The sequence below is a fragment of the Neobacillus sp. Soil_C_43 genome, from assembly GCF_057656715.1.
Genome location: NZ_JBDGJV010000001.1, coordinates 769,217 through 782,371, shown reverse-complemented (window position 1 = coordinate 782,371; position 13,155 = coordinate 769,217). Strand labels below are relative to the sequence as shown.

The window sequence follows — 13,155 nt, the reverse complement described above, 5'->3', positions numbered from 1 at the left end:
TCAACCTCTTAATTATTATTTCTGCGCTTCGTATAGCTTAGCTTCCTCTACTGCGAATGGAAGGTAATGTTTATACTTTTTAAAACCTATCCAACTGAAAAATGCACCATAAATAATAAAAATAGCGGAAACAATAAGAGTTGAAGTAGATTCAGAAATAAATAGTAAATAATTTAAACCAAAGAAACAAACAAAAAGACCGAGTGCTATATTTGATTTTGCGGAAAGCCATTTCTTTTCTACTTCACGGTTGCTTCTAAAGTATTTTGTCTTATAAAATAAATAGAAAGCGAATAATATGAAAACTAATACAGCAAATACAAACATGATTGGATCCTCCAAGTCTTGAAAATCATTATTATTTTACCTTTTTTTTTATAAAAAAGCCATGATTGGTTCTAAGGAGCAGTGTTTATGATTGAGCAAATTTTAGCAACAATTGAACAATATGAAACCATCATTGTTCATCGACATGTCCGACCTGACCCGGATGCTTATGGTTCACAGGGTGGACTGGTAGCCATTTTACAAGAGTCGTATCCGGATAAAAAGATTTACGCAGTAGGCCAAGAGGAACCAACTCTTCATTTTATGCGCAGGCTGGATGTGATTGAGGATGTGATGTACAAAGGTGCCTTAGTCATTGTTTGTGATACAGCAAATGCAGCAAGAATTTGTGATGACCGATATTCATTAGCTGATAAGCTTATTAAAATTGATCATCATCCAAATGAAGATCCATATGGTGATTTATTATGGGTAGACACCAGTGCCAGTTCGTGCAGTGAGATGATTTATGAGTTTTATTTAGCCGGTAAAGAAAAAGGGTTAAAGATGAATGATGAAGCAGCAAGACTGCTATTCGCTGGTATTGTCGGTGATACAGGAAGATTCCTTTTTCCGAGTACCACAGAGAAAACCTTTGCATATGCAGGAGAACTGATTCATTATCATTTCTCTCGTACAGAAGTATTTGATAAGATGTATGAATTGGATGCTCATATCATCAAGTTGAACGGGTATATCCTTCAAAACTTTGAACTTCAGGAAAACGGAGTCGCATCCGTGATGCTTACGAAGCAATTGTTAAAGGAATATGGAGCAAGACCTGCAGAGGCTTCCTTACTAGTCGGCATTTTAGGGAATGTAAAGGGCATTAAAGCATGGGTCTTTTTCATTGAGGAAGAGGATCAAATTCGAGTTCGTCTTCGTTCAAAGGGGCCGGTCATAAATGGTGTTGCTAGAAAGTTTAAAGGTGGAGGTCATCCACTTGCATCAGGCGCTTCCATCTATTCTTGGGATGAAGTAGATCATGTCTTAAAAGAACTAGATGAGGTATGCAGGAATTATACAAAATAGAAAAAAAACGGCCCCAATGTGTGCGGGGCCGCTTTTCTTACTCAAATTGTATCTCAAGTTGTATGGATAGGTTAGTGTAGACTACCATTTCTTTTACTTTAAGTTTGTATCGTTTATCATTGATTTTAATCGGTTTATTTTCAATTATTTTTTTTAGGAGATCCTTACTTTTATAGACAGTATCTAAATCCTTTGCAAGCATCATACTGATATCATCTTTGACGGAGTCTTCTGTCTCGGAAACACTGAGTAAATCTAGCTTATATTTTTCCCAGTTTGTAATCTTTATATTTATTTTTTGAACAGTCAGCTGTTCGATATTCCGCTTATTCATTTCCTTATATTCTTCCTGCCAAATTTTTTTTTCTTCGTTTAGGTCAATAATCTTTTGTTGCTGTTTCCGTAATAATTCTGTGTTTTCTTCCTGCCATACCCCGTAAATATATAAAAAGATACACCAGCTTATTGCACCGCCTACTGCGGCACCTGCAAAAAAACGCTGCCAGGAGGGTCTTCGATAATAGGGTGGAATCCTCATGATGAAATATGCTCCTGTGTTAACCAATTGATAATTAGGGCACCTGTTTGCGCGCCGCCTAATGCGGAGAGAATTAATAAAAATTGTTTAAAAATATCTTTAGTATCTGCATTAAACAAACCTCTTTCGAAGGTATATACCGTATCGAATGTACCTCCTATTGCTGCTACGATTGCCCAAATTCTGAGTGCTGCAGATAAGCGATAGACGGTTGTTAGTGGGGGTTGGCCCGTTAAAAAAGAAGCAATACCGCCAATGAGCGACCCCCCAAGTACAACTCCTAAAGCAATAAAGTAGCTTTCAATAAATGTAGGAAAAAACCCAATTTCTTTCATCCCTTCAACCGCCTCTTTACATAATAAAGACCTATATATCATTTATATGGACAAGTATGTGCATTTATGTTTTTTGATTACCTTAATGGTAACAATGAGAACATATTTTCTTTTTTTGAGATTAAGTTTTATAATAATTAATAGATTAAGTTAAGGAACGGTGTAGTATTATGTCTTTTATTCACCTTCATGTATATAGTGCCTATAGTTTGTTGACGAGTACAGCGTCTGTCCCAGAGTTAATTAACACTGCACATAAAAAAGGGTTTACTGCGCTTGCATTAACCGATCGAAATGTGATGTACGGTGCTATTGAGTTTTATAAAATGTGTAAGAAGAAAAATGTAAAACCAATAATGGGATTAACTGTAGATGTGGAAAGTGAAATCACAACGAACGAATCCTATCCTCTCGTTTTACTTGCAGAAAATGATATAGGTTTTAAAAATCTCTTGAAAATATCCAGTGCTGTTCAAACAAAATCCAATCAAGGAATCCCGCAAAAATGGCTAAAACATTATGCGGAAGGGATTATTGCCTTAACACCTGGAACAGAAGGTGAAATTGAACAATCAATCATTAATGGCAACGTTGAATCGGCTAGGAATCTAACTAAAAAATTGGCTGGCATTTTCGGTAACGGAAACTTTTTTCTCTCCATCCAGAATCATGAGTTAGAGCAAGAAGCTGTAGTTAACAACCAATTGAGACAAATAAGTAACGAGTTAAATGTTCCGCTTGTTGCGACCAATCAAGTACATTACTTAGAAAAAGAGGATATGTTTGCTCATGAATGCCTGTTAGCTATTAAAAACGGAGATAAGCTACAAGACGATCATCGGGATAAATTAGAAGGTGACCAATATTATTTGAAAACGGCAGCGGAAATGGTTAATATCTTTTCTGAAATACCTGAAGCTTTGGAGAATACACTGCACATTGCCAATCGGTGTAATGTAAACATTGAACTAAACAAAACCTACTTACCTTCATTTCCAACCGAAAACAATCTGCCAGCAGATGAATATTTAGAAATGTTATGTAAGAAAGGATTAAGTGAGCGGTTCTCTTCACCCGAAAAGGGTTATTTTGAACGGCTAGCCTATGAACTTGCCGTTATTAAACGGATGAATTTTAGCAATTACTTTTTAATTGTTTGGGATTTTATGAGGTATGCACGGGAAAATGGAATTTTAACAGGTCCGGGAAGGGGCTCAGCTGCTGGTTCACTTGTTGCTTATGTTTTGTACATTACCGATGTTGATCCCATCGAACATCAGCTCCTTTTTGAACGGTTCTTAAACCCTGAACGAATTTCCATGCCTGATATTGATATTGATTTTCCTGATCATCGTCGTGATGAAGTCATTGAATATGTTGCCGAGAAATATGGAAAGCTGCATGTTGCTCAGATTGTTACCTTTGGAACGCTCGCTGCAAAAGCGGCGCTGCGAGATGTAGGCAGGGTTTTTGGATTGAATTCAAAAGAATTAGAGCAGTTATCCAGATTTATTCCATCCCGATTAGGAGTAGACTTAAAATCTGCCTATAAAGAATCTGAACCATTTAGAAGGTTTATTAATGAAAGCCCAATGAACCAAAGGCTCTTTCATGTTGCTGTGAAGCTTGAGGGGCTTCCTCGCCACACATCCACACATGCGGCAGGTGTGGTCATTAGCGAGAAACCGCTAATAGATTTGATTCCTATTCAACAAGGATCATCTGATGTTTATTTAACACAATACTCAATGGAATACCTTGAGGAAATCGGCTTGCTTAAGATGGACTTTCTAGGTTTACGAAATTTAACTTTAATTGAATCAATTTTGTCCTCTATCTATAGGAGCACCAAACGAAGAATCAATATAGGTTCCATACCGCTACATGACCCCGAGACCTTTCAATTATTAGCAAGGGGTGAGACAACTGGAATTTTCCAACTAGAATCAGAAGGGATGAGGAAGGTATTAACTCGTCTAAAGCCTTCCAGGTTTGAAGATATTGTTGCGGTTAATGCATTATACCGCCCTGGTCCAATGGAAAATATCCCACTATTTATTGAACGTAAACATGGCGATAAAACCGTAGAATATCCCCATCCAAATTTGAAGCCGATCCTTGAGAATACTTATGGTGTCATTGTGTACCAAGAACAAATCATGCAGATTGCCTCCATAATGGCGGGATTCTCGCTAGGAGAAGCAGATCTTTTAAGAAGAGCAGTTGGGAAAAAGCAAAAAGAGGTCCTAGACGAAGAGAGAAATCATTTTGTTCAAGGAGCACTTCAAAAGGGATATAATCAGTCCCTAGCCAATGAGATATACGATTTGATTGTTCGCTTTGCCAATTATGGATTTAACAGAAGCCATGCGGTTGCCTACAGTATGATTGCCTACCAGTTAGCCTATTTAAAAGCGAACTATCCATTGTTTTTTATGGCAGGACTGCTTACTTCTGCTATTGGTAATGAATCAAAAATAGCCCAATACATTATGGAGACAAAACAAAAAGAAATGACCATTCTGCCTCCCTCCATTAATAATAGCGTATTCTCCTTCCAAGTAGAAAAAGGGGGAATTCGTTATAGTCTGGCAGCTATTAAAGGCGTAGGAGCTGCAGCTTTAAAGGAAATCTTTCAAGCAAGGAAGCAGAAAAAATTTGATGACCTTTTTGATTTTTGTATACGAGTTTCTTTAAAAGCCATTAATCGAAAAACACTAGAATATCTTGTTCACTCAGGCTGTTTTGATGAGTTTGGTGAGGACCGTGCAGTTCTTCTCGCTAGTTTAGATGTAGCAATTGAACATGCACAAATTTTTAAACCTGATGATTCAAGCCAATTTGACTTGTTTGAAGATGAGCTCATGCTTAAACCAAAATATGTTCAAGTTGATTCTATCAATCTGGAGCACAAATTGTCCTTTGAGAAAGAGGCACTTGGCTTTTACCTTTCTGATCATCCTATCTCGATTCATGAAAAAGAGCTTAAGCGACGAGGAGCCACGGTATTATTTCATTTAAGAAATGATGATAAAAAAGTTTCATCTGGCGTGTATATTTCAGCAATGAAGGCGATTCGGACGAAAAAAGGAGATTCGATGGCCTTTTTAACTGTTAGTGATGGAAGCGGTGAAATGGAAGCCGTTGTATTCCCAAATGTATATAAAAAGTACCAAGCTTTTTTAGGACAAGGGAATTTTGTATTAATTGAAGGAAAGATGGAGGAACGAGAAGGAAAGTTGCAATTTATTATTCAACAAGTGTTTGATCTAGATCAATGGCTACAAACACAGTCGCTAAAACAGCCAATATTATATTTGAAAATTTCTGCAGAATTACAAGATGAGAACATTCTAAATAAAATAAAACTGCTTTTGACGGAATACAAAGGGGAAGCTTCCGTTATTTTACATGATGAAACGACTCGTAAAACCGTTAAATTAGGTGCTGAAAATCAGGTTCAGCCAACCCCAGAATTACAGCAAAAATTAAGAATGATCCTTGGGGAAAAAAATGTAGTACTGAGAGATTAATCTTTACAACTATGGCAGATATGTTATAGTGATAATGAGACGAGTGTGGTCTGACCACTATTGTTGGACTTGAATTTAGCAAAGTTATTATTCTATTGTAATCATTTAAGGGGTGACATATCTTGACTTTACGTGAAGAAGCATTGCATATGCATCGAATTAATAAAGGAAAATTAGAGTCGAAGTCCAAAGTTCCTGTTCGGAATGCTCATGATTTAAGTTTAGCTTATTCTCCAGGTGTGGCAGAGCCATGTAAAGATATTTATGAAAAACCAGAGATGGTTTACGAATATACCATGAAAGGAAACATGGTTGCTGTTGTTTCCGATGGTACTGCAGTGTTAGGTCTTGGAAATATTGGACCTGAAGCAGCCCTGCCTGTAATGGAAGGGAAAGCAGTATTATTTAAAAGCTTTGCTGGTGTAGATGCCTTTCCAATCTGTTTAAATACAACGGATGTGGATAAGATTGTTGAAACGGTTAAGCTGCTTGAACCGACCTTTGGGGGCGTAAATCTTGAAGATATCGCTGCTCCAAATTGTTTTGTTATCGAAGAAAGACTAAAAAAAGAAGCCAATATTCCTATTTTCCATGATGATCAGCATGGTACAGCCATTGTTACTGTGGCTGGCCTCGTTAATGCACTAAAATTAGTTGGCAAGAAGATGACTGAAATTAAAGTAGTCGCAAACGGTGCTGGTGCTGCAGGGATTGCGATTATTAAATTACTATATAGCTATGGTGTAAGAGACATTATTATGTGTGATACAAAGGGAGCCATTTACGAAGGACGCCCACAGGGAATGAATGTAGTAAAAGCAGAAGTAGCAAAATATACCAACCGGGATAGCTTATCAGGCAGCCTTGCAGATGTTATTAAAGGCGCGGATGTATTTATTGGTGTATCTGTAGCAGGAGCTTTAACCAAGGATATGGTCGCTTCCATGAACAATGATTCCATTATTTTTGCAATGGCTAACCCAGTACCAGAAATTATGCCGGATGATGCAAAAGAAGCCGGAGCAAAAGTAGTTGGGACAGGTCGTTCCGATTTTCCAAACCAAGTAAACAATGTACTTGCTTTCCCTGGTATTTTCCGTGGAGCTCTTGATGTTCGTGCTACACATATAAATGAAAAAATGAAAGTGGCTGCTGTTGAAGCGATTGCGGACTTAATCAATGAGGACGAGCTAAATGCAGACTATGTGATTCCAGCACCTTTCGACCCAAGAGTTGCCCCTGATGTAGCAGCTGCGGTAGCGAAAGCGGCAATGGAAACAGGTGTTGCCCGCCTAAAGGTTGACCCAGAAGATGTAAAAGAAAAAACACAGAGGCTCGCTATTATCGGTAAAAGTGAGTGATCAAGTAAGTGACGAATACAAAAGTATATATAGAGATTGTAAAGCAGCTTAGAGAAATGATTACAATGGATGGTCTAAAGACCGGAGATAAAATACCTTCTGAACGTGAATTGTCTGAGCGCCTGAATTTTGGGCGCTCTTCCGTTCGAGAAGCCCTTCGAGCATTGGAATTACTTGGATTAATTGAAACACGTAGAGGAGAAGGGACTTTTATTCGAGATTTTCGCGGACATCAGCTAGTACAGCTCCTCAGCACATTTATTCTGCAGGATGAAAAAGCGATACGAGATGTTTATGAGACAAAAAATTATATTGAGATGGACTGTCTCCGATTAGCAATTCAGCGAATGGACATTCAAACGATTGAGCATATGAAAGAATGGGTAAAAAAATCAAATCGTGTACAGGATGATGAGTTTTTTTATCGAATCATTGAAATGGCTGATAACCATCTATTTTTAAGATTGTGGGGAATATTAAAGGAATATTATTATTCTTTAGATTTTCCACATAGGGACTATAAGAAAGAAAACTATTTATTAATACTTGAAGCATTAGCTTTAAAAGATGAAGCAAAAACAGTGGCTGCTTATTATGAGCTTCGAAATTTGTCATGTTTTAACGACAAAAACTAACAGATTTTGAATTCTTTTTAATTTATAGTGAAAGTGATACAAGCCCTCTTATCAAGGGTATTTTTTACAAGATGGTGGTCTGACCACTTATGACAGATAGGTATGAAGTTGATGTAGGATAGAAAGACTTCTAGGATAGCATTCGATGGAGAATCTTGCTAAATGGCAGGAGCGTTCACAAGGGAGGTTTCATTTTGGCGCTTAAAGATCTTTTTTCAAAAAATCACACAAAGAAGAAGAAATATGCAACAATTCCAACAGAAACAGCTAAAAATGACGTACCTGAAGGGATTATGACAAAGTGTACTTCATGTAAAAAAATCATGTACACAAAGGAACTAGTAAAAAACTATAAGGTTTGTTTACATTGCGGTTTTCATTTTCAAATGAATTCGTATGAGCGGATTAATAGCTTTTTAGATGAAGGAAGTTTTGAAGAAATTAATGAGGACATGATTTCTGAAAACCCACTTGGTTTCCCAGATTATCTGGAGAAGCTAGAAAAAGACAGACAAAAAAGTAAGTTGAACGAGGCTGTTGTAACAGGTGTAGGAGCCGTAAATGGCAAAAAAATAGTTTTGGCGATAATGGATGCCTCTTTCCGCATGGGAAGTATGGGTTCTGTCGTGGGTGAAAAAATTACCCGTGCAATTGAGAAAGCAGATGAACTCTCCTTGCCTTTTATTATTTTTACCGCTTCGGGTGGTGCCCGAATGCAAGAAGGTGCATTGAGTTTAATGCAAATGGCAAAAACAAGTGTCGCGTTAAAGCGGTTTAGTGAAAATGGCGGTCTCATCATTTCTATAATGACACACCCAACGACTGGCGGGGTATCTGCAAGCTTTGCATCATTAGGTGATTTCAATTTTGCTGAACCAGGAGCCCTTATTGCCTTTGCCGGACGACGCGTTATTGAACAATCGATTAGAGAAGAATTACCTGAAGATTTTCAAACGGCGGAGTTCCTATTAAAGCACGGGCAGCTGGATGCCATTATTTCACGTGAGGACCTAGTAGAGAAAATCACAAACATATTAGAAATTCATCAACCTGGAGGTGAGCTCGAATGGTAGGCGAATTAGAATTTGAACGCCCAGTAGTGGAGTTAAGAAAAAAAATTACCGAACTAAAAGAGTTCACTAAAACAGCAGATGTCGATTTAAGTTCTGAAATTATTAAGTTAGAAGCTCGACTTGAAAAGCTTGAGCAGGATATATATGAGAATATTAAACCATGGGATCGTGTACAAATTGCCCGTCATCCAAATAGACCCACAACTCTTGATTATATTTCTTATCTATTTGAGGATTTCTTTGAATTACATGGCGACCGGACCTTTGCGGATGACGAAGCCATCGTAGGAGGAGTTGCCAAGTTTAAGGGATTGCCTGTAACAGTTATTGGTCATCAACGAGGAAAAGACACGAAAGAAAATATCCGCAGAAACTTTGGAATGCCGCATCCTGAAGGATATCGAAAAGCACTTCGTCTCATGAAACAGGCTGATAAATTTAAACGGCCAATTATCTGTTTTATTGATACGAAGGGAGCATATCCAGGTAAGGCTGCAGAAGAACGTGGCCAAAGTGAAGCCATTGCACGAAATTTATTTGAAATGGCGGGTCTTAGAGTTCCTGTGATTTGTATTGTTATTGGAGAAGGCGGAAGTGGCGGTGCTCTTGCGCTTGGAGTGGGTAACCGAATCTATATGCTGGAAAACTCTACCTACTCCGTTATTTCCCCAGAAGGAGCGGCAGCTATTCTATGGAAGGATGCATCCCTAGCTAAAAATGCTGCAGAAACAATGAAAATCACAGCTCCCGATTTGAAGGAACTGGGAGTAATTGATGATATAATCTCTGAAATTAAAGGCGGCGCACATAAGGATGTTATACTGCAATCAGAAGAAATTGAAAAATGTCTGATGTCTTCGCTTAAACAACTTCTTAAACTATCAGAGGATGAATTAATTGCCGATCGATATAACCGTTTTAGGACAATTGGCGAATACACAATAGTTAATGATTACATTGGTGCTAAATAAAAAATCGTGCTCCTAAGGGCACGATTTTTTCATTGTTTAGCGTAAATTATAAAAAATACGAATGTGGATAACTGAACTAGTTGTCCGAATCTAGCTCCAGCACCTAGCTAGTTTTCACCCTGAATAACCTACCTTGAGTATCTTGTAACAATCATGGCTTGATAAAGCGATGATTGTTACAGCTCGGGTCAAATAACCTTCGGCAAGAAAAGTCAAAAGGCGGACTTTTCCCGCCGAAGAACATTTGCCTGTCGGAGCTGAACGAGGCGCTTCCGCCTTTTGTTCCGTTCACATAATGTTCAAGGAAATTACTCTGAAAAGTTAATGATTACGCTTTCAATTGTAAATAAACCGCTTCCAGTTCACTAATTATTCCGTCTATTTTATTTACTACTATGAATCGGTTGTTATGGTGATTTCTTCGTGTTATTTTATAAATATTCGTAAGTTTTATGTTAATAATAAAGGAAGTACATCCTGAGATAATTTAATGTTATTAACATTCGTATAAAGAGGGTTTCTTAATCAATGATTGAGGTGATAGGTGTGAAAAGAATTGGGGTATTAACGAGCGGTGGAGATTCACCAGGAATGAATCCGGCCATCCGTGCCGTTGTGCGGAAAGCAATTTATCATAATGTAGAGGTTTACGGTATTTATGGCGGTTATGCAGGATTAATTTCTGGTAATATAAAGAAGCTTGAGCTAGGTTCTGTCGGAGATATCATTCACCGTGGCGGTACCATGCTGCATTCAGCTCGCTGTTTAGAATTTAAAACAAAAGAAGGACAGCAGCAAGGAATTGATCAAATGAAAGCTCTTGGAATTGAAGGGCTTGTAGTTATCGGTGGGGATGGTTCCTATCGTGGAGCAAAAGCATTAACAGAACAAGGTTTTCCTTGTGTTGGTGTACCTGGCACGATTGATAACGATATTCCAGGTACAGAGCTTACGATAGGCTTTGATACCGCGTTAAATACTGTAATCGATGCAGTAGACAAAATTCGTGATACTGCTACCTCCCATGAAAGAACGTTTGTAATCGAAGTAATGGGACGCGATGCGGGTGATATTGCTTTATGGGCGGGTCTTGCTGGTGGAGCAGAAACCATCTTAATTCCTGAAGAAAACTATGAAATGAATGAAATTGCCGAAAGACTTCGCAAAGGGCAAGAGCGTGGTAAAAAGCATAGTATCATCATTGTGGCTGAAGGAGTCTGCAGTGGAGTTGAATTCGCTAAGCAGCTGTCAGAAGCAACAAACTTTGATACAAGAGTTTCTGTGTTAGGCCATATCCAGCGTGGTGGTTCTCCAACTGCAGCTGACCGAGTACTTGCCAGCCGATTAGGTGCAAGGGCAGTAGAACTATTAATCGAAGGAAAAGGCGGCCGTGCAGTAGGTATTGAAAAGAATCAGCTTGTTGATTATGACATCATTGAAGCTTTAGGTAGAAAACATACATTAGATCTTGAACTGTTCAAGTTATCCAAGGAATTATCAATTTAAAGAATAGCGTTTGTCTTTTCTAAAATGGGAGGAAATAAAGCATGCTACGAAAAACAAAAATCGTTTGTACAATTGGTCCTGCTAGTGAAAGTGTTGAAAAGTTAACCCAATTAATAAATTCGGGGATGAACGTTGCTCGTTTGAACTTTTCACACGGTGATTTTGAAGAACATGGTGCTCGAATCAGGAATATTCGTGAAGCAGCAAAAGCAACGGGTAATACAGTAGCGATTCTACTTGATACAAAAGGTCCGGAAATCCGTACAAATAATATGGTAAACGGTGCAATTGAGCTTAAGGCTGGAGAAAATGTGATTGTCTCTATGACAGAAGTCGAAGGAACAGCTGAGAAGTTCTCTGTTACATATCAAGGTTTAATTGAAGATGTACATGTTGGTTCAAAGATTCTCTTAGATGACGGCTTAATCGGTCTTGAAGTAACGGAAGTGAATAAAGCCGCAAATGAAATCCATACAAAGATTTTAAACAGTGGAACATTAAAAAATAAAAAAGGTGTAAATGTTCCTGGTGTGTCGGTGAACCTTCCAGGAATCACTGAGAAGGATACAAAAGATATTCTGTTCGGTATTGAACAGGGAATTGATTTCATCGCTGCTTCCTTCGTTCGCCGTGCAAAAGATGTCTTAGAAATCCGTCAACTTTTAGAGGAAAACAATGCAACACATATCCATATTATCCCTAAAATTGAAAACCAAGAAGGCGTTGACAACATCGATGAAATTCTTGAGATTTCTGATGGCTTGATGGTTGCACGTGGTGACCTTGGAGTGGAAATTCCTGCTGAAGAGGTTCCTCTTGTTCAAAAAATGTTAATTAAGAAATGTAATGCCCTTGGTAAACCAGTTATTACTGCAACACAAATGCTTGATTCCATGCAACGTAATCCAAGACCTACGCGTGCAGAAGCTAGTGACGTAGCCAATGCTATTTTTGATGGTACTGACGCAATCATGCTTTCAGGTGAAACAGCTGCTGGTATTTATCCTGTAGAAGCAGTTCAGACTATGCATAATATTGCTTCAAGAGCGGAGCAGGCATTAGATCATAAAGAAATCTTATCTAGCCGCAGCAAAGACACTGGACATAATCTAACAGATGCAATCGGTCAGTCTGTTGCCCATACAGCTTTAAATTTAGAAGTTAATGCCATCATTACACCAACTGAAAGCGGACATACTGCTAGAATGATTTCTAAGTATCGTCCGAAGGCACCGATCGTTGCTGTAGCAGCAAATGACAAGGTTTCTCGACAGTTGTCACTTGTTTGGGGTGTCTATTCACGTATCACATCAATGTGCTCAACTACTGACGAAATGCTTGAGCTTTCCGTTCAAGAAAGCTTAAACAGTGGTATTGTAAAACACGGTGATTTAGTAGTTATTACTGCAGGGGTTCCTGTTGGTGAAGCTGGTACAACGAATTTGATGAAGATTCATGTTGTCGGCGATATTATTGCTAAGGCACAAGGAATTGGCCGTAAATCCGCATTTGGGAAAGTAGTTGTTGCCCATGATGCAAAAGAAGCTTTAGAAAATGTGAAGCAAGGTTCTATTCTTGTTACATTAGGTACCGATCGTGATATGGTTCCTGCACTAGAAAAATGTGCTGCACTTATCACACAAGAAGGCGGATTAACAAGCCATGCGGCTGTAGTTGGTCTAAACCTTGGAATTCCTGTCATTGTTGGAGTCGACAATGCATTAGAATTATTTAAAGAAGGTCAAGAGATTACTGTTGATTCTTCGAGAGGTGTTATTTACAACGGCCACGCTAGTGTCCTATAGGTAAAAAAGAAAAGAAGGGGAAACCCTTCTTTTTCTACA

11 protein-coding genes are annotated in these 13,155 nt (G+C 38.4%); 8 read left to right on the top strand and 3 right to left on the bottom strand.

The window, feature by feature from the left end:
• Window positions 1-15: 15 nt before the first annotated feature.
• The gene (locus tag AC3A54_RS04070; protein WP_308082913.1) at window positions 16-327 is read right to left on the bottom strand and encodes a YtpI family protein; all 312 of its coding nucleotides are present in this window, start codon (window positions 325-327) and stop codon (window positions 16-18) included.
• Between the two features lie 87 nt (window positions 328-414).
• Between AC3A54_RS04070 and AC3A54_RS04065 the strand changes: the two genes are divergently transcribed.
• Window positions 415-1,359, top strand: a complete 945-nt coding sequence (locus AC3A54_RS04065; protein ID WP_487653400.1) for a DHH family phosphoesterase — start codon at window positions 415-417, stop codon at window positions 1,357-1,359.
• Between the two features lie 37 nt (window positions 1,360-1,396).
• Here AC3A54_RS04065 and ytrI read toward each other — a convergent pair whose 3' ends face one another.
• Together ytrI and ytrH are read right to left on the bottom strand one after the other, a co-directional pair.
• On the bottom strand, window positions 1,397-1,897 hold the full coding sequence (gene ytrI / locus AC3A54_RS04060; protein ID WP_487653399.1) for a sporulation membrane protein YtrI: 501 nt from the start codon (window positions 1,895-1,897) through the stop codon (window positions 1,397-1,399).
• Window positions 1,894-2,232: a sporulation membrane protein YtrH gene (gene ytrH / locus AC3A54_RS04055; protein WP_308082916.1), complete on the bottom strand. Its 339-nt coding sequence runs from the start codon at window positions 2,230-2,232 to the stop codon at window positions 1,894-1,896. Before ytrH ends, ytrI begins: the two co-directional genes overlap by 4 nt.
• A gap of 170 nt (window positions 2,233-2,402) precedes the next feature.
• Between ytrH and dnaE the strand changes: the two genes are divergently transcribed.
• The 7 genes from dnaE (at window position 2,403) to pyk (ending at window position 13,116) form a co-directional block, all read left to right on the top strand.
• On the top strand, window positions 2,403-5,765 hold the full coding sequence (dnaE, locus tag AC3A54_RS04050; protein WP_487653398.1) for a DNA polymerase III subunit alpha: 3,363 nt from the start codon (window positions 2,403-2,405) through the stop codon (window positions 5,763-5,765).
• Window positions 5,766-5,887: 122 nt separating this feature from the next.
• Window positions 5,888-7,126, top strand: coding sequence for an NADP-dependent malic enzyme (gene ystJ / locus AC3A54_RS04045; RefSeq protein WP_487653397.1), 1,239 nt, complete (start codon window positions 5,888-5,890; stop codon window positions 7,124-7,126).
• A 56-nt stretch (window positions 7,127-7,182) separates the two neighbouring features.
• Window positions 7,183-7,761, top strand: a complete 579-nt coding sequence (locus AC3A54_RS04040; RefSeq protein WP_487653486.1) for a FadR/GntR family transcriptional regulator — start codon at window positions 7,183-7,185, stop codon at window positions 7,759-7,761.
• A gap of 194 nt (window positions 7,762-7,955) precedes the next feature.
• On the top strand, window positions 7,956-8,834 hold the full coding sequence (gene accD / locus AC3A54_RS04035; protein ID WP_308082919.1) for an acetyl-CoA carboxylase, carboxyltransferase subunit beta: 879 nt from the start codon (window positions 7,956-7,958) through the stop codon (window positions 8,832-8,834).
• Window positions 8,828-9,805, top strand: a complete 978-nt coding sequence (gene accA / locus AC3A54_RS04030) for an acetyl-CoA carboxylase carboxyl transferase subunit alpha (protein WP_487653396.1) — start codon at window positions 8,828-8,830, stop codon at window positions 9,803-9,805. Before accD ends, accA begins: the two co-directional genes overlap by 7 nt.
• Window positions 9,806-10,351: 546 nt before the next feature.
• Window positions 10,352-11,311, top strand: a complete 960-nt coding sequence (gene pfkA / locus AC3A54_RS04025) for a 6-phosphofructokinase (RefSeq protein ID WP_335545667.1) — start codon at window positions 10,352-10,354, stop codon at window positions 11,309-11,311.
• Window positions 11,312-11,352: 41 nt separating this feature from the next.
• Window positions 11,353-13,116 (top strand): pyruvate kinase, encoded by a 1,764-nt coding sequence (gene pyk / locus AC3A54_RS04020; protein ID WP_487653395.1) that lies wholly within the window; start codon window positions 11,353-11,355, stop codon window positions 13,114-13,116.
• Window positions 13,117-13,155 lie beyond the last annotated feature (39 nt).

Excerpts from the sequence above, each read along its gene's own strand:
- AC3A54_RS04070 (WP_308082913.1), bottom strand. The coding sequence starts at position 327 with ATGTTTGTATTTGCTGTATTAGTTTTCATATTATTCGCTTTCTATTTA.
- AC3A54_RS04065 (WP_487653400.1), top strand. The coding sequence starts at position 415 with ATGATTGAGCAAATTTTAGCAACAATTGAACAATATGAAACCATCATT.
- ytrI (WP_487653399.1), bottom strand. The coding sequence starts at position 1,897 with ATGAGGATTCCACCCTATTATCGAAGACCCTCCTGGCAGCGTTTTTTT.
- ytrH (WP_308082916.1), bottom strand. The coding sequence starts at position 2,232 with ATGAAAGAAATTGGGTTTTTTCCTACATTTATTGAAAGCTACTTTATT.
- dnaE (WP_487653398.1), top strand. The coding sequence starts at position 2,403 with ATGTCTTTTATTCACCTTCATGTATATAGTGCCTATAGTTTGTTGACG.
- AC3A54_RS04040 (WP_487653486.1), top strand. The coding sequence starts at position 7,183 with ATGATTACAATGGATGGTCTAAAGACCGGAGATAAAATACCTTCTGAA.
- accA (WP_487653396.1), top strand. The coding sequence starts at position 8,828 with ATGGTAGGCGAATTAGAATTTGAACGCCCAGTAGTGGAGTTAAGAAAA.
- pyk (WP_487653395.1), top strand. The coding sequence starts at position 11,353 with ATGCTACGAAAAACAAAAATCGTTTGTACAATTGGTCCTGCTAGTGAA.